Genomic DNA, 18,024 nt, shown 5'->3' on the forward strand with positions numbered 1-18,024 from the left:
TACTAGTAATCTTATGATAATGACACTACTAGATTTTTTGAGATAAAAAAATTACTGAAAGAGCCTGTCAATAATGACAGGCTCAATATTTTGTTAAAATTAAAGCTTAGTCAGCGTTACGGCCGTTTTTAGCGATAATTTCTTCTTGTACTGATTTAGGTACGTCTGAATAGTGGTCAAATACCATCATGAAGGTACCGCGTCCTTGTGTAGATGAACGGAGAGTTGTTGCGTAACCGAACATTTCAGCAAGTGGAACGAAAGCATTAACGATTTGTGATTTACCGTGAGCTTCCATTGAGTTAACTTGACCACGACGAGCAGTCACGTGACCCATGATATCTCCAAGGTTTTCTTCAGGAACAGTGATTGTAACTTTCATCATTGGTTCAAGGATAGCTGGTTTAGCAGTTTTAGCAGCTTCTTTCATTGCAAGAGATGCGGCAACCTTGAAGGCTGTTTCTGATGAATCGACATCGTGGTATGAACCATCGTAAAGTTTAGCTTTGATGTCAACCATTGGGTAACCAGCGAGGACACCGTTAGCCATAGTTTCTACCAAACCTTTTTCAACGGCTGGTACGAATTCACGAGGAACGACACCACCGACGATAGCATTTTCAAATTCAAATCCAGCGCCTTCTTCGTTTGGTGTGAATTCGATCCATACGTCACCGTATTGACCTTTACCACCTGATTGACGTTTGAAGAATCCACGTGCTGAAGTTCCAGCGCGGAATGTTTCACGGTAAGCAACTTGAGGTGCACCTACGTTAGCTTCAACTTTGAACTCACGACGCATACGGTCAACGAGGACATCCAAGTGAAGTTCTCCCATACCAGAGATAACTGTTTCACCAGTTTCTGGGTTAGTTTCAACACGGAAAGTTGGATCTTCTTCTGCCAATTTTTGAAGGGCAACACCCATTTTATCTTGGTCAGCTTTAGTCTTAGGTTCAACCATCAATTGGATAACTGGTTCTGGAACTTCGATTGATTCAAGGATGATTTTAGCTTTTTCATCTGTCAATGAGTCACCAGTTGTTGTATTTTTCAAACCAACAGCAGCAGCGATATCCCCAGCGTAAACTGTTTGGATTTCTTTACGAGTGTTAGCGTGCATTTGAAGAATACGTCCGATACGTTCACGTTTACCTTTTGAAGTATTCAAAACGTATGAACCAGCATCAAGTGTTCCTGAGTAAACACGGAAGAATGAAAGACGTCCAACAAATGGGTCAGTCATGATCTTGAAGGCAAGCGCTGCAAATGGTGCTTCGTCTGAAGCTGGACGGTCGTCTTCTTCGTCTGTATCTGGGTTTACACCTTTGATTGCAGGGATATCAAGTGGGCTTGGGAGGTAGTCGATGACTGCATCAAGCATCATTTGAACACCTTTGTTTTTGAAGGCAGAACCAGCAAGCATTGGGTAGAAATCAACGTTGATTGTTGCTTTACGGATAGCAGCTTTGAGTTCAGCTTCTGTAATTTCTTCACCAGCGAAGTATTTTTCCATGATATCTTCATCGAAATCAGCGATTGCTTCGATGAGTTTTTCACGCCATTCGTTAGCTAATTCTGTGTATTCTTCAGCATTGAAGTTCAATGATGCCAATTCAGCGTTGAATTCGTCTGATCCTACAACTGTTTCTTTGATATCTGTACCAAGGTCATTTGTGTAGATTTCAGATTTCATTGTTACCAAGTCAATGATACCGATGAAGTCGTCTTCAGCACCGATTGGGATTTGGATTGGATGTGCATTTGCACCCAAACGATCGCCCAATGTAGAAAGTGAGTAGTAGAAATCAGCACCGATTTTGTCCATTTTGTTAGCAAAAACGATACGTGGAACACCGTATTCAGTTGCTTGACGCCAAACTGTTTCAGTTTGAGGTTCAACACCTGATTGAGCATCAAGAACGGTTACAGCACCATCAAGAACGCGGAGTGAACGTTGTACTTCGATTGTGAAGTCAACGTGACCTGGTGTGTCGATGATGTTGACGCGGTTACCTTTCCATTGCGCAGTAGTCGCAGCGGAAGTGATTGTGATACCACGTTCTTGTTCTTGTTCCATCCAGTCCATTTGTGAAGCACCTTCGTGGGTTTCACCGATTTTGTGGATTTTACCAGTGTAATAAAGAACACGTTCTGTTGTTGTTGTTTTACCAGCATCGACGTGGGCCATGATACCGATATTACGTGTATTAGCAAGTGAAAATTCGCGAGCCATGTTGTTCTCCTATTTGATTTTAATAATGAGAGTTTCTCATTAAGTTTATTGTACCAAATTTTTGTTTAAAAATTAAAACAAAACCGAGCAGGCGAGGAGCCCAAGCCCGGTAATGTTCGTTTTTATCACCAATTTGATGATTTACAATCTTTTCGATTGTAAAATTCGATTTGCTAAGCAGATTCGAGGAAAGAGGTTCCGAAGCGTACAGAGGTACGCGAGGGTTCTCTTGACGAAGAAGCTGCGACGCAAATTGGATTTTACCAGCGGAAGTGAGCGAACGCACGGTTAGCTTCAGCCATTTTGTGAGTGTCTTCACGTTTTTTGACTGCTGCACCTGTGTTGTTAGCTGCATCCAAGATTTCTTTTGCAAGACGATCTTGCATAGTGTGTTCACCACGGTTACGAGCGATTGTTACCAACCAACGAAGTCCGAGAGTTGTACGACGTTCTGGACGAACTTCAACTGGGACTTGATAGTTAGAACCACCAACACGACGAGCGCGAACTTCAAGAACTGGCATGATGTTTTCCATAGCAGTTTCGAAGACTTCGAGTGGGTTGTTTCCAGTAGCTTCTTCAAGTTGTTTGAAGGCTCCGTAAACGATTTGAGCAGCAACTCCGCGTTTACCATCAAGCATTACGCGGTTGATAAGACGAGTTACTACGACTGAGTTGTACATTGGATCTGCCAAAACTTCACGTTTTGGGGCACGATTTTTACGCATTCTTACTTATCTCCCTTCTTAAGCTTTTGGTTTTTTAGCACCGTATTTAGAACGGCTTTGTTTACGGTCAGATACACCTGCTGTATCAAGTGCACCACGAACGATATGGTAACGTACCCCTGGAAGGTCTTTTACACGTCCACCACGAAGAAGTACAACACTGTGTTCTTGGAGGTTGTGTCCGATACCTGGGATGTACGCTGTTACTTCCATAAGGTTTGAAAGACGTACACGCGCGAATTTACGGAGCGCTGAGTTAGGTTTTTTAGGTGTCATAGTACCAACACGTGTTGCTACTCCACGTTTTTGTGGGCTGGCAAGTTTAGTTTGTACTTTTTTACGGCTGTTGTAGCCAACGTTCATAGCTGGTGACTTAGATTTAGACACTTGAGCTTGACGTGGTTTGCGTACCAATTGGTTAATTGTAGGCATTTTACTGTCTGCTTTTTATATTTTTCCACATTATCTGCGAAGCGATGAGAAATACAAAAGCATTCCTTTCTTTTTATTGGATGGCGAATCGCCAATTTTTTAGTCAGTATATGGTCGCTTAAGCCAAGTTCTGACAAGAAGTTTAGCAACTTATACAAGTTCTCCTGGGAGTCCAAAGTAAAAAGTACCGTCTAATATAATATCATGTTTTCTTTTTTTTGTCAATCTTTTTTTGTTGGTTTTTTACCTCTTAATTTTTCACTTACCTTGGGCTTTTGCGCTTTTTTTGGTATAATCAAATCATGAAAAAAATTGGAATTGTTTTTTGTATTTTATTGATAAGTTTGCCTTTGTTTGCTGGATTTTCAGCAAAGGCGGATACGACTTCGGCGGCAGCTGATTTTTCAGTGGCGGCAAAATCTTCCATTGCTATCGATGCTTCGAGCGGAAAGATTTTGTATGCCCAAAATGCTGATGATTCGAGTACGGCTATTGCTTCAATTACTAAATTGCTGACGGCTTATTTGGTTTATAAAAATGTGGCTGACGGAAAATTAACTTGGGATACCAAAGTTGGCTTGTCTGATTATGCTTATGAATTGACGCAAAATTCTAATGCCAGCAACATTCCACTGGCGCAAACAGAAAAATACACGGTCAAAGATTTGGTCAACGCACTTTTGCTTCCGTCAGCAAATTCGGCGGCAGTGGCTTTAGCTGAAAAAATTGCGGGTTCTGAGCCAAAATTTGTAGATATGATGACGGCACAAATGAAAGCTTGGGGAATTACAGACACGCATTTGGTTAATGCTTCGGGCTTGCCTAATGATGATTTAAATGGTCATATTTATCCTGGATCAGCGCAAACAGCGACAAATACGATGAGCGCTAAAGCCGTCGCTGTGCTTTCTTATCATTTGCTCAAAGACTATCCTGAAATTTTAAAAATTACGAAAAAAACAAGTCTTCCTTTTGATGAAGGAGGAAAGTCGCAGATGACTTTGACCAATACAAATCAGATGTTGGATGGTTTTGCGACTTCACGTAAGGGTGTGGATGGTCTGAAAACAGGATCAACGAGCTTTCAAATTGACTGTTTTGCTGGAACGACGCAACAAAATGGTTTTAGAATTATCACCGTTGTTTTAGAAGCAGAAAATCCTGCAACGGATAATTCTACTCCTTTTACATTGACCAATCAGCTGATGAACTACGTTTATGGCCACTGGCGGACGACAACTTTGGCTCAAAAAAATCATGTTTTTCCTGAATTTCCTAAGCTTTCTGTGCGTGATGGTCGAGCAAACGCCACTCAGCTGGTAGCAGGAAAAACAATTTCTCCCGTTGTTCCTTATGCCAGTGATGGCAGTGCGGATGTCAAAGGGATAAAGTTGAAATTTAGTGATAAAAAATCAAGTGTTGTCGAGGCACCTGTCGCCAAAGGCAAAAAACTGGTGGAATTATCTATCTCGGTCAAAGATAAACTTGGCTATCTGCCACAATGCAGCGGCGAACATTTCCCGCTCGTCGCCAAGAGTGCTGTGGCGCGCAGCAATCCTCTCAAAGTGATGTGGAATCACTTTGTCACTTTTGTCAATGAAAAATTGTAAGAAAAATGCTGACGGAAACTTTTTGCCGTCAGTTTTTTTGTCAATTTATTTTCGTCAGTATTTTCTCTGGTGAAATTGGGTTGCGTCAGTGATTTCTCTGACCAAATTCAATTCCGTCAGCATTTTCTCTAACAAAAAACACTGTCAGCTGACAGCGTTTTTTTATTAACCTTTTGATTTGACAATCGCCAGCAAAATCGCACCGACAATGAACAAAACAATCCCGATAAGCACATAAACCATTTCTTTTTTGGTTTTCTTTTCGCCAAGAAAGAGAATCCCACCAATGGTTGAAATAATGATACCCAACTGTGAAAATGAGAAGGCAATCGCATTTCCAGCTGCACTCGCCGCCATCAACATGAAGATATTACCAATTCCCCACATGATACCAACCAGCATATTTTGGAAAACATATTTTTCCATTTTGATTTGAAAGCGACCCATAACCAGCGCTCCAACAATCATTCCGACCGACATCGGCAAGATAATCGTCAATGTATCAAAATGAATATTAAACCAAAGTGCTGACAAATTATTGAACAAAATGACATAAGCCACATAACCCAAAGTAGAGTAAGTCAATGCTGTCAAGCCTTTAGCATAGTTGTAATTTCCAGCAACAACCGTATTTTCAGGGTCACGTTTTGATGAGAAATAGAAACCGACTACCAAGATAATCATGGCAATGAAACCAAGAATAAATTGGATTTGTTTTGTCCATTCATGAAAGGCAAAAACACCAATCAAACCACCAAGAACGAGCTGTGTTCCTGAAGAAAGCGGACTTGCCACTGAAACACCCATATACTTCATTGAATTAAATTGACCAAATTGACCCACTGACCAAATCAAGCCGCCGATAAAACCAATCAAGAAAATCTGCCAAGTCAAATGGGGCATCCGGAATAAGAAAACGATAAGTGCGAAAACAAAAGCGCCTAATGTCATTCCAAGCGTTTGTTGTTTGGCATCTCCACCGAATTTATTAGCTACAAATCCGATTGAACCCCAAGCAAACATTGGAACAAGCGCAAGTAAAACTCCTTGCATATCTACTATCTCCCTCTTTTATTTTTTAATCTTGCCAAAAAGCAAGCATTTCTCTATTTTACACTATTTTTTGGAAAAATCAAGAGGACAATAGATGACAAGCTTCAAGCAGCTCAGCACCGTTTTTCCAGCACCACCAAAATAGGGGGCTGATGAATCTGATTTAAAGCAGCGAAAGAAAAAACATTCCATTGTTTTTGAGCTAAAGCAGAAACCCAGCTTAACACCGCATTTTTCTCACTTTCTCCCCCCTCATGCCCATAATAAATCATTATCGCAATTCGCCCGCCAATCACCAGTTTTTCGGTCAATGCCGTCAAGGCAGCCAGCGTCGTCTCCCCTTTAGTGATCACATTTTTATCTGCTTTTGGCAAATAACCCAGATTAAAAATCGCCGCTTTGATCGGTTTTTGCACAAATTTTGCCACATTTTCATGTCCAGACAAGATCAATTTCACTGACAAATCCGTCAGCATTTTCTCTGAATCCGTCAGACCTTGATTAGATTGCGTCAGTAAATTCTCTGCTTCCGTCAGTATTTTCGTCACTGATTTCCCTGCTGCAAGCACCCTTTTTTCCGTGGCCGACAGTGCCGCCTCTTGCACATCAAAAGCAAAAACTTCCGCAGCCAAATTCGCTAAAAACAGCGTATCATAGCCATTCCCCATTGTCGCATCCACCACAACATCCCCCGGCTCAATCACTTGTGCCAACAAAGAATGTGCCATATCTAAAACTTTCAACACTTGATTTTTTCCACCACTTTCTTAAATTTTTCTTCATCAAATTCTAATTGATAATGCTGACTAATTTTTTGAAGCACTAACCAAACCGTCAGTGAAATCTCTCGTAAAAATACATTTCCGTCAGTAAAAATGTCATATTTTCTCAACCAATTTTGCTGATAAGTCGTCAATTTGGAACGTTTTCCCTCATATTTTGACCAATCCCCTAAACCATTCGGCTGTTCCCCCAGCTCCATGTACCAAAAAGCAACCAAACAATTTTTCAAAAAAATACCACACTCATCCCGATAATTTCGTTCCCCTCGCTGATTGCGCCGATAAAATTCATGCAAATATGCATAAAATTTCATTAAGAAAAAATTAAATTCTTCCTGATGCAAATGATAAATCAAAAGCTTTGACTGCTCATAAATTCTCGCTAAAAAACCATCATCTTTGAAAATTCTTATCTTTTTCAGCCACACAGACGGAGCCAATTCTCGCTTATAATAAACAAAAATGTCCACCTTAACAAAGCAATCAAAATGCAAAACCACATAAGATTCCGCCAAGGTTTCCACAAATAAAACACCTGGTAGATTTATCAGCTCCTTTAAAAACTCACTTTTAGGACAAACATCAGCAAGTACCAGTCGCAAATCAATATCTGAAAATTCGTCAGCATTTTCAGCTGCTAGAGACCCGCCGAGAAAAGTTCCCAAAACATCAGAATGAGTTGAAAAATTCGTCAAAAGCGCTTTTAATAATTCTTCTCGCTCCAAAACCAATTCTTTTGCATTTCTCATAAAGTTCAACTCTCATTCATTTTCTTCTTATTATACACCAAAAATACCCAACAAAAAAGACGAATAAAAATCCGCCTTTATTTCACTTAAAAAGTAACACTTTCACTTTGACGGACATCACGACAGCCTTGAATAGAACCTCGTCGTTCCATTTCTGCATCAATCGCATTTAAAACTTCCCATTTTTTCAGCGACCACATCGGACCAATAATCAAGTCCCGTGGCGCATCACCCGTCAATCGATGGATTACAATTTCTTTAGGAATCATCTCCAGCTGATCACAGATCACTTGCACATAATTCTCCTGCGACATCAACTGCAAGCGTCCCTCGTGATAATCCCGCTGCAAACGTGTCTGTTTCATCAAATGTAACAAATGTAACTTCACACCTTGAATATCCGAGTCCAAAACCATACGCCTTACATTTTCCAACATCATCTCTGGCGTTTCCCCAGGCAGACCATTAATTAAATGCGTACAAACATTGATGCCATGAACCCGCAGACGCTTCACTGCATCGACATAAGTCTGATAATCATGCGCGCGATTGATTAAATCCGAAGTTTCCTCAAAAGTCGTCTGCAAGCCCAAATCAATCCAAACCTCCATGCGTTCATTCAATTCCGCCAAATAATCCACCACATCTGGCGGCAAACAATCCGGTCGCGTCCCGATTGAAATTCCGACCACATCTGGCTGGTTCACCGCCTGCTCAAAACGCTCACGCAGCAGCTCCACAGGGCCATGTGTATTAGTAAAATTTTGGAAATAAACAATATACTTCTGAACCCCAGGCCATTTCTTATGAAATTGCGCAACTTCAGCAGCAAATTGATCTGCAATTGGCGCCTCTGGCTCCAAAATCATGTCCCCAGAACCAGAAACCGTGCAAAATGTACAGCCTCCATGTGCCACCGTCCCATCCCGATTGGGACAATCAAAGCCCGCATCAATTGGAACTTTAAAAATCTTTTCACCAAAATTTTTACGCAGATACTCATTCCACGTCGTATATCTTTTTTGCATTCTATCCCTCAAGTCAAAAATATAAATCAATTATAACAAAAAAGGAGACCTCTAGTCCCCTAAAAAGCTGCGGATGTCAGACTCGAACTGACGACATCATGATTAACAGTCATGCGCTACTACCAACTGAGCTAATCCGCAATAACATAAAACCCGGTTTCCCGAGTTTTAATAATATAGTCCGTACGGGATTCGAACCCGTGTTACCGCCGTGAAAAGGCGGTGTCTTAACCCCTTGACCAACGGACCATACTTATTTCAACTTGGCCACGAGCCTATCTCCCAGGGGGCAACCCCCAAGTACTTCCGCCGTAGATGGACTTAACTGCTGTGTTCGACATGGGAACAGGTGTATCTCCATCACTATGATGACCAAATCTTTAAATGTTACTTTGAACATTCAAAACTAAATAACACTTCTTCTAACGCTTAACCTTAAGCTTTTTATATTTGACTCTTTTGGTAAAGTCCTCGAGCGATTAGTACTGGTCCGCTACACCCCTCACAGGGCTTCCACTTCCAGCCTATCTACCAGATCATCTCTCTGGGCTCTTAATTCTTACGAATGGGTAATCTCATCTTGAGGTGGGCTTCGCACTTAGATGCTTTCAGCGCTTATCCCTTCCCTACATAGCTATCCAGCCGTGCCTCTGGCGAGACAACTGGTACACCAGCGGTAAGTCCATCCCGGTCCTCTCGTACTAAGGACAGATCCTCTCAAATTACCTACGCCCGCGACGGATAGGGACCGAACTGTCTCACGACGTTCTGAACCCAGCTCGCGTGCCGCTTTAATGGGCGAACAGCCCAACCCTTGGGACCGACTACAGCCCCAGGATGCGACGAGCCGACATCGAGGTGCCAAACCTCCCCGTCGATGTGAACTCTTGGGGGAGATAAGCCTGTTATCCCCAGGGTAGCTTTTATCCGTTGAGCGATGGCCCTTCCATGCGGTACCACCGGATCACTAAGTCCTAGTTTCCTACCTGCTCGAGTTGTAGCTCTCGCAGTCAAGCTGGCTTTTACCTTTACACTCTACGATTGATTTCCAACCAATCTGAGCCAACCTTTGAGCGCCTCCGTTACTCTTTAGGAGGCGACCGCCCCAGTCAAACTGTCCGTCAGACACTGTCTCCCTGGCCGATTATGCCAGCGGGTTAGAGTAACCATAAGTCAAGGGTAGTATCCCAACAGCGCCTCAATCAAAACTAGCGTCCTGATTTCAATGGCTCCTACCTATCCTGTACATGACTTACAGGTACTCAATATCAAACTACAGTAAAGCTCCATGGGGTCTTTCCGTCCTGTCGCGGGTAACCTGCATCTTCACAGGTACTAAAATTTCACCGAGTCTCTCGTTGAGACAGTGCCCAAATCATTACGCCTTTCGTGCGGGTCGGAACTTACCCGACAAGGAATTTCGCTACCTTAGGACCGTTATAGTTACGGCCGCCGTTTACTGGGGCTTCAATTCAGTGCTTCGCTTACGCTAACACCTCCTCTTAACCTTCCAGCACCGGGCAGGCGTCACCCCCTATACATCACCTTGCGGTTTAGCAGAGAGCTGTGTTTTTGATAAACAGTTGCTTGGGCCTATTCACTGCGGCTGGCTGTTACACCAGCACCCCTTCTCCCGAAGTTACGGGGCTATTTTGCCGAGTTCCTTAACGAGAGTTCTCTCGATCACCTGAGGCTACTCGCCTCGACTACCTGTGTCGGTTTGCGGTACGGGTAGATATGACTTTACGCTAGAAGCTTTTCTTGGCAGTGTGACATCACGGAGTTCGCAACCGTAGTTGCTTCCCCATCACAGCTCAATGTTAGAGAAACATGCATTTGACACATCTCACACCTCACTGCTTAGACCAGAATCCATTAACTGGCATCCGTTAGCCTACTGCGTCCCTCCATCACGATCATATCTAGTACTGGAATATCAACCAGTTGTCCATCGACTACGCCTTTCGGCCTCGCCTTAGGTCCCGACTAACCCAGGGCGGACGAGCCTTCCCCTGGAAACCTTAGTCTTACGGTGGATAAGATTCTCACTTATCTTGCGCTACTCATACCGGCATTCTCACTTCTTAACGCTCCAGCACTCCTCACGGTATACCTTCATCGCGGTTAAGAACGCTCTCCTACCATTGATTTAAAATCAATCCAAAGCTTCGGTAATATGTTTAGCCCCGGTACATTTTCGGCGCAGGGTCACTCGACTAGTGAGCTATTACGCACTCTTTGAATGATAGCTGCTTCTGAGCTAACATCCTAGTTGTCTGTGCAACCCCACATCCTTTTCCACTTAACATATATTTTGGGACCTTAGCTGTTGGTCTGGGCTGTTTCCCTTTCGACTACGGATCTTAGCACTCGCAGTCTGACTGCCGAACATGTGTATTAGCATTCGGAGTTTATCTGAGATTGGTAATCCGAGATGGACCCCTCACCCAAACAGTGCTCTACCTCCAATACACTTACATTTCGACGCTAGCCCTAAAGCTATTTCGGAGAGAACCAGCTATCTCCCAGTTCGTTTGGAATTTCTCCGCTATCCACAAGTCATCCAAACACTTTTCAACGTGTCCTGGTTCGGGCCTCCAGTGTGTCTTACCACACCTTCACCCTGCTCATGGATAGGTCACTAGGTTTCGGGTCTACATCATGATACTAAAGCGCCCTATTCAGACTCGCTTTCGCTACGGCTCCGTCTCTTCAACTTAACCTCGCATCATAACATAACTCGCCGGTTCATTCTACAAAAGGCACGCTCTCACCCATTAACGGGCTCGAACTTCTTGTAGGCACACGGTTTCAGGTGCTATTTCACTCCCCTCACGGGGTTCTTTTCACCTTTCCCTCACGGTACTGGTTCACTATCGGTCACTAAGGAGTATTTAGGGTTGGGAGATGGTCCTCCCGGATTCAAACTGGATTTCGCGTGTCCAGCCCTACTCAGGATACTGCTAGGTATAAGCGCTATTTCGTCTACGGGATTATTACCCTCTTTGATTAACCTTCCCAGGTTATTCGACTATAATGCTTAAGTCCACGTTGCAGTCCTACAACCCCAAGAAGCAAGCTTCTTGGTTTGCCCTTCTTCGCGTTCGCTCGCCGCTACTTACGAAATCGTTTTTACTTTCTCTTCCTGCAGGTACTTAGATGTTTCAGTTCTCTGCGTTACCTTCACGTAAGCTATGTATTCACTTACGGATAACTGCTAGTAGCAGCTGGGTTTCCCCATTCGGAGACCGAGGGATCAATGCGTACTTACTGCTCCCCCTCGAATATCGTCGTTAGTCACGTCCTTCTTCGGCTCTTAGTGCCAAGGCATCCACCGTGCGCCCTTATTAACTTTGCCATGATGAATTTAATCATCTTTTTTCAAGTATAAGTTTGTAAATTCTTTAAAATTCACAGCTTTTGGTTTATTTTATCGTTATTAGATATTGTTATTTAGTTTTCAATGTTCAAGTGATTTTAACGTCTTGTCTGACAATGGAGCCTAGCGGGATCGAACCGCTGACCTCCTGCGTGCAAAGCAGGCGCTCTCCCAGCTGAGCTAAGGCCCCACAATCAAGAAATTGATTCTTGTATAGGTTTTCTACTAAACCCCTCAAAACTGAATAAAGTTGAATGCTCACGTCTTTGTATATATTCCTTAGAAAGGAGGTGATCCAGCCGCACCTTCCGATACGGCTACCTTGTTACGACTTCACCCCAGTCATCGGTCTTACCTTAGGTAGCGCCCTCCTTGCGGTTAGGCAACCAACTTCGGGTACTCCCAACTCCCGTGGTGTGACGGGCGGTGTGTACAAGGCCCGGGAACGTATTCACCGCGGCGTGCTGATCCGCGATTACTAGCGATTCCGACTTCATGTAGGCGAGTTGCAGCCTACAATCCGAACTGAGAATGGTTTTAAGAGATTAGCTAAACATCACTGTCTCGCGACTCGTTGTACCATCCATTGTAGCACGTGTGTAGCCCAGGTCATAAGGGGCATGATGATTTGACGTCATCCCCACCTTCCTCCGGTTTATCACCGGCAGTCTCGTTAGAGTGCCCAACTTAATGATGGCAACTAACAATAGGGGTTGCGCTCGTTGCGGGACTTAACCCAACATCTCACGACACGAGCTGACGACAACCATGCACCACCTGTATCCCGTGTCCCGAAGGAACTTCCTATCTCTAGGAATAGCACGAGTATGTCAAGACCTGGTAAGGTTCTTCGCGTTGCTTCGAATTAAACCACATGCTCCACCGCTTGTGCGGGCCCCCGTCAATTCCTTTGAGTTTCAACCTTGCGGTCGTACTCCCCAGGCGGAGTGCTTATTGCGTTAGCTGCGATACAGAGAACTTATAGCTCCCTACATCTAGCACTCATCGTTTACGGCGTGGACTACCAGGGTATCTAATCCTGTTTGCTCCCCACGCTTTCGAGCCTCAGTGTCAGTTACAGGCCAGAGAGCCGCTTTCGCCACCGGTGTTCCTCCATATATCTACGCATTTCACCGCTACACATGGAATTCCACTCTCCTCTCCTGCACTCAAGTCTACCAGTTTCCAATGCATACAATGGTTGAGCCACTGCCTTTTACACCAGACTTAATAAACCACCTGCGCTCGCTTTACGCCCAATAAATCCGGACAACGCTCGGGACCTACGTATTACCGCGGCTGCTGGCACGTAGTTAGCCGTCCCTTTCTGGTGAGATACCGTCACACGAGGAGCTTTCCACTCTCCTCGTCGTTCTTCTCTCACAACAGAGTTTTACGATCCGAAAACCTTCTTCACTCACGCGGCGTTGCTCGGTCAGACTTTCGTCCATTGCCGAAGATTCCCTACTGCTGCCTCCCGTAGGAGTTTGGGCCGTGTCTCAGTCCCAATGTGGCCGATCACCCTCTCAGGTCGGCTATGTATCATCGCCTTGGTGAGCCTTTACCTCACCAACTAGCTAATACAACGCGGGATCATCTTTGAGTGAAACAATTGTTTCTTTCAAGCTTAGAACATGTGTCCCTAGCTGTTATGCGGTATTAGCATTCGTTTCCAAATGTTGTCCCCCGCTCAAAGGCAGATTTCCCACGCGTTACTCACCCGTTCGCTGCTCTTTGGTTTAGTGCAAGCACCAAACCGCATCGCTCAACTTGCATGTATTAGGCACGCCGCCAGCGTTCGTCCTGAGCCAGGATCAAACTCTCAAATAAAGTATTTAAGTCACACTAATGTGACTGGCTTGTCTTTCATTATTGATTGACAGATTTTTTGATGTCTTTCGACATCACATGAGTCATTCTTCTTTATTCAGTTTTCAATGGTCTAGCTCGCTTCAAGACCCTCGTCTCTTGCGACAACTATTATATTCTATCAAACCCCCCTCCCTTTGTCAAGGATTAACTGTATTCCTTCTCACTTTTTTTTAGTTTTGTTCGCTTTTTAACCTCGCCTGTATCCCTTTTCTTCCTTACCATGACTCAGTTATCATACTATTTAGGAGGTATAAAAAAACTTTTCCCAAAACAAGGGAAAAGCTTTTCTATTTCCTTTTAGTCTTCATCATCAAATAAGATACTCTTGATTTTTTCTCTCAAACGATAGCGTTCCATGCGTGTAAGTTCCTCTCCGCGCATTTGACGAAGTAAAAGTTCCTGGTAATGAGGAGTAAGTTTCTCATATACTTCACTAAGTAGGTGATTGAAGACTAGTTCCCCTTCAGGTGTTTCCTCTGTAGAGGCAATCCAATCTGAGCATTCATAAATATCCAAGCCCTCAAAGCGATCAAATCCTCTTTTTTTAGCACGGGAATGACGGATTTCATCAATTAGGCGCTGATGATATTGAACCTTGAACTTTAAATGAATTTTTTCGAGATTCTCCAATTTTTGAAGCAACTCATATAGGGTAATCATTCCTTCTTGAAAATAATCTTCATATTCCCAAGCACTTACACGAAGCTGCTTCATTTGCTTAAAAATGATTGGTTTTACTTCTTCAAATAGTTTTACAAAAATTTCATCGTTTTCCATATTTTAAGTCTCCTAATCTTTATTTTTAATTTGACATCATAAAAATAAAGCAGGATGGTGGATGTGAGGTTTTTCTTACATTAGACAAATGGAGTCTCTGTTGCGCCAAAGGTTTTCTCATATTAGTTGTCCTTTCAACTCCTATTTGTTTACCTCACTTTTTGTTCTTTCATTATATAACCTTATTTTCTTTTTTACTAATGATATGAAAAAACTATTTCAATCAAAAAATACTTTTATTCTCGCATTTATATAGTAGAAACTAATAATTTTTCAAAAAAAATCTAGTAATCCATTCGGCGGTGTTTAGCTTTTTAATTTTAATTTTTATTTATTGTTCACAATCCTTGAAAATTCTGTCTAAAAGCTGTGATGCTTTTTTCACCAATTATTTTTTATCCACAGGATTTTTTGCCATTTTTCTTCGTTTTTCTTTGTTGTGGATAAGCTCGAAATCACCTGTTTTACCTCGTTGATTCTTGTGGATAAATATAATTGTTCACACTTTCCACAGAAATGTTAGTAACTTTTTAAAGCGGTGGAAAACTTTCTTTATGTAATTTTAACAGACTGTGGAAAAATATGAGTTGAAATGATATAATGAGTTATCAACAAACTAAAAGCAAAGGAGTAACATGGCATCCCTTAATGAAAATCAAAAATTTTGGGCTCGGGTAACAGAACTCGCCAAACAGAGTATTGGCAAACAAGCTTATGATTTTTTTATTGAACCCGCTCAATTGATGTCCGTCGAACAAGACACTGCTAATATCTTGCTTGACAGTGGAATGAAAAAAGATTATTGGAAGAAACAATCTGATTTAATTACAACAGCGGGATTTGAGGTTTTTGGACGGTTGGTTGATTATGAGCTTTACGCTAATGATGAATTAACAGAACTTGAGCTTCGACGTTTGAATAATCAAGCACCAACTGAAGAACCCGTTACTAAAAATAAAGCTGCTTCTCCTTTAGTGAGCGGTCTTAACGAAAAATATAATTTCGAAAATTTTGTGCAAGGTCCTGGTAACCGTTGGACTTTAGCTGCTGCGATTGCGGTAGCTGATAAACCTGGTGATACCTACAATCCTTTGTTTATCTATGGTGGCGCCGGTTTAGGTAAAACTCACTTGATGCACGCGATTGGTAATCAAATTTTGACGGATAATCCAACAGCGCGAATCAAATATGTCTCATCTGAAAACTTTGTTAATGACTACGTCAATGCAACCCGTAAAAACCAGATGGAGAATTTCGAAAACACTTATCGAAATTTGGATTTGCTTCTATTGGATGATGTTCAATTTTTTAGTGATAAAGAAGGAACTAAAAATGAGTTTTTCAATACCTTCAACGCGCTCTATGACAAAGGTTCACAGATTGTTTTGACTTCTGACCGTATCCCGCAGGAATTGAATAATCTGGAAGATCGGCTGGTTTCACGTTTCTCTTGGGGCTTAACCACTGATATTACAGCTCCTGACTATGAAACACGGATGGCCATTCTTTTGATAAAATCTGAGTCAAGTAACTTAGAATTTCCAAGTGAAACCCTCTCTTATATTGCTGGGCAAATTGATTCTAACGTCCGTGAGCTCGAAGGGGCTTTAAATCGAGTTGAATTTGTTGCTCGTGCTAATGGAATTGCAGTAGTCGATATTGAAACAGCCAGTCAAGCTTTACGTTCTTTGAAAAATGCGGTGCAACAGTCTTTATCTAACTTGACCATTAAAAAAATTCAAGATGAAGTAGCAAACTATTATCACATTTCATTTTCTGACTTGGTGGGACCTAAACGTCCTAAGGAAATTGCCTTCCCACGACAAATTGCAATGTATCTCGTCCGGGAACTCTTAGGGACAAGTTTGCCTGCAATTGGAAATGCCTTTGGAGGTCGTGATCATACAACCGTGATGTATGCTTACAGACAAATTTCAGATAAAATGAAAAATGATATGGATGTCCAAAAAGACATTGATAGCATTAAACGTAAATTTTAAACTTGTGGAAAAGTACAGGACTTATAAAAGCTTTATTCTTTAATTATCCACAGGGAAAAACCTTGTGTTTCTGGGTTGATTTGTCTTATGCAGATTATCCACAGGACCTACTACTATTACTATTATATTTATAAAAAGAAATAATAAAGGAGACTCATGATTAAATTTTCAATTAATAAAAATGCTTTTCAAAATGCTTTAAGAATTACAAAACAAGCTATTGGAACAAAAGTGACTATTCCTGCTTTGACAAAGCTAAAAATTGAAGTTGAAGAAAAAGGAATTACTTTAATTGGTTCAAATGGTCAAATTTCAATAAAGAACTTTTTACCTGCTGATAATAAAGATGCGAGCATGCTTATTTCTGGCACTGGTTCTGTCTTATTGGAAGCTGGATTCTTTGAGAATGTTGTTAGCCAATTACCAGAGGTCACTTTGGAATTTATTGAAAAAGAACAAAAACAAGTGCTTTTGACTTCTGGCAAGTCTGAAATTACTTTGAAAGGTTTGGATTCTGAAATGTATCCGCACTTGCAAGAAATTTCGCAAGGCGCTTCTTTAAAAATGAAAGTTAAGGCACTCAAGGAAATTTTTACAGAGACTGTCTTTGCGGTAAGTACTCAGGAAAATCGTCCGATTTTTACAGGGGTTCATTTGGAAACTTTGGCAACAGGTGAATTAAAAGCTGTTGCAACGGACTCACATCGAATGAGCCAACGCTTGCTTGCATTAGAAAATCCGACAGACTTGAAATTTGATGTGATTTTGCCAAGCAAATCAATCAATAGTTTTAAAAATGTTTTCACTAATGACGAACAAGAAATTGAAATTTTCATTAGCGGAAGCCAAATGTTGTTCCAAAATGAAACAATTAGTTATTATAGCCGCTTGATTGAAGGAGCTTACCCTGATACCAATCGGTTGATTCCTAAAGAAACAGATTATACTTTGGATCTAGTTTTTGATGCTGCAGAGTTGCGTCATACAATGGATCGTGCACGCCTCTTGACCGTGATGACAACGAACGGAACGGTTAAATTGACTGTTTCTGGTGATTCTGTGGTAACAACAGCTAATTCACCAGAGGTTGGTTCTGTTCATGAAGAATTGACAGCTTTGTCAAAAGAAGGTAGTGATTTATCAATTAGTTTCAACCCTGAGTATTTGATTGATGCTTTAAAAGTAATCAAAGCGCCTGAAGTGCGCGTGCGCTTTATTTCTAATGTGCGTCCTTTTACTTTGCAACCTCGTAATGAAGAAATTGGCTTTGTGCAATTGATTACGCCAGTACGTACAAATTGAGAAATTACTGACGAAAAGTTGGTCAGTGAGAGATTTTACTGACGAATTTACTAATGAACTAAAAAATAAGATTTTG

At 41.9% G+C, this 18,024-nt stretch carries 11 protein-coding genes, 3 tRNA genes and 3 rRNA genes; 3 read left to right on the top strand and 14 right to left on the bottom strand.

The window, feature by feature from the left end; genetic code table 11:
- Window positions 1-106 precede the first annotated feature (106 nt).
- The 3 genes from fusA to rpsL form a co-directional block, all read right to left on the bottom strand.
- On the bottom strand, window positions 107-2,236 hold the full coding sequence (gene fusA / locus EQJ87_RS08185; RefSeq protein WP_130124138.1) for an elongation factor G: 2,130 nt from the start codon (window positions 2,234-2,236) through the stop codon (window positions 107-109).
- 260 nt (window positions 2,237-2,496) lie between these two features.
- Window positions 2,497-2,964: a 30S ribosomal protein S7 gene (gene rpsG, locus EQJ87_RS08190; protein ID WP_130124139.1), complete on the bottom strand. Its 468-nt coding sequence runs from the start codon at window positions 2,962-2,964 to the stop codon at window positions 2,497-2,499.
- An 18-nt stretch (window positions 2,965-2,982) separates the two neighbouring features.
- Window positions 2,983-3,396, bottom strand: coding sequence for a 30S ribosomal protein S12 (rpsL, locus tag EQJ87_RS08195; protein ID WP_130124140.1), 414 nt, complete (start codon window positions 3,394-3,396; stop codon window positions 2,983-2,985).
- 302 nt (window positions 3,397-3,698) lie between these two features.
- Between rpsL and EQJ87_RS08200 the strand changes: the two genes are divergently transcribed.
- Window positions 3,699-5,006 carry a serine hydrolase gene (locus tag EQJ87_RS08200; RefSeq protein WP_130124141.1) on the top strand — a complete coding sequence of 436 codons (1,308 nt, stop codon included), beginning with the start codon at window positions 3,699-3,701 and terminating at the stop codon, window positions 5,004-5,006.
- A gap of 165 nt (window positions 5,007-5,171) precedes the next feature.
- Here the strand turns inward: EQJ87_RS08200 and EQJ87_RS08205 are convergent, their stop codons facing one another.
- The 11 genes from EQJ87_RS08205 to EQJ87_RS08255 form a co-directional block, all read right to left on the bottom strand.
- Window positions 5,172-6,059 (bottom strand): GRP family sugar transporter, encoded by an 888-nt coding sequence (locus EQJ87_RS08205; RefSeq protein ID WP_130124142.1) that lies wholly within the window; start codon window positions 6,057-6,059, stop codon window positions 5,172-5,174.
- Window positions 6,060-6,172: 113 nt separating this feature from the next.
- Window positions 6,173-6,805: a class I SAM-dependent methyltransferase gene (locus EQJ87_RS08210; RefSeq protein ID WP_130124143.1), complete on the bottom strand. Its 633-nt coding sequence runs from the start codon at window positions 6,803-6,805 to the stop codon at window positions 6,173-6,175.
- Window positions 6,799-7,590 (bottom strand): nucleotidyltransferase domain-containing protein, encoded by a 792-nt coding sequence (locus EQJ87_RS08215; protein WP_130124144.1) that lies wholly within the window; start codon window positions 7,588-7,590, stop codon window positions 6,799-6,801. Before EQJ87_RS08215 ends, EQJ87_RS08210 begins: the two co-directional genes overlap by 7 nt.
- Before the next feature lie 86 nt (window positions 7,591-7,676).
- The gene (locus EQJ87_RS08220) at window positions 7,677-8,618 is read right to left on the bottom strand and encodes a TIGR01212 family radical SAM protein (RefSeq protein ID WP_130124145.1); all 942 of its coding nucleotides are present in this window, start codon (window positions 8,616-8,618) and stop codon (window positions 7,677-7,679) included.
- 67 nt (window positions 8,619-8,685) lie between these two features.
- Window positions 8,686-8,759 (bottom strand) — tRNA-Asn (locus tag EQJ87_RS08225).
- A gap of 36 nt (window positions 8,760-8,795) precedes the next feature.
- Window positions 8,796-8,867 (bottom strand) — tRNA-Glu (locus tag EQJ87_RS08230).
- Window positions 8,868-8,879: 12 nt separating this feature from the next.
- A 5S ribosomal RNA gene (gene rrf, locus EQJ87_RS08235) occupies window positions 8,880-8,995 on the bottom strand.
- Window positions 8,996-9,077: 82 nt separating this feature from the next.
- Window positions 9,078-11,976, bottom strand: a 23S ribosomal RNA gene (locus EQJ87_RS08240).
- A 138-nt stretch (window positions 11,977-12,114) separates the two neighbouring features.
- Window positions 12,115-12,187, bottom strand: a tRNA-Ala gene (locus EQJ87_RS08245).
- Between the two features lie 93 nt (window positions 12,188-12,280).
- Window positions 12,281-13,827, bottom strand: a 16S ribosomal RNA gene (locus tag EQJ87_RS08250).
- The 16S, 23S and 5S rRNA genes sit together here with 3 tRNA genes alongside, the layout of an rRNA operon.
- Window positions 13,828-14,166: 339 nt before the next feature.
- Window positions 14,167-14,646: a sigma-70 RNA polymerase sigma factor region 4 domain-containing protein gene (locus EQJ87_RS08255; protein WP_130124146.1), complete on the bottom strand. Its 480-nt coding sequence runs from the start codon at window positions 14,644-14,646 to the stop codon at window positions 14,167-14,169.
- A 635-nt stretch (window positions 14,647-15,281) separates the two neighbouring features.
- Between EQJ87_RS08255 and dnaA the strand changes: the two genes are divergently transcribed.
- Both dnaA and dnaN read left to right on the top strand, forming a co-directional pair.
- Entirely contained in the window at window positions 15,282-16,646 is a 1,365-nt protein-coding gene (dnaA, locus tag EQJ87_RS08260; protein WP_130124147.1) for a chromosomal replication initiator protein DnaA, read from the top strand.
- Between the two features lie 156 nt (window positions 16,647-16,802).
- A complete protein-coding gene (gene dnaN / locus EQJ87_RS08265) occupies window positions 16,803-17,948 on the top strand; it encodes a DNA polymerase III subunit beta (protein ID WP_130124148.1) in 1,146 nt (381 codons plus the stop codon).
- Window positions 17,949-18,024: the final 76 nt, after the last annotated feature.

Source organism: Lactococcus sp. S-13, from assembly GCF_004210295.1.
In the GTDB taxonomy this organism is placed as follows: Bacteria; Bacillota; Bacilli; order Lactobacillales; family Streptococcaceae; genus Lactococcus.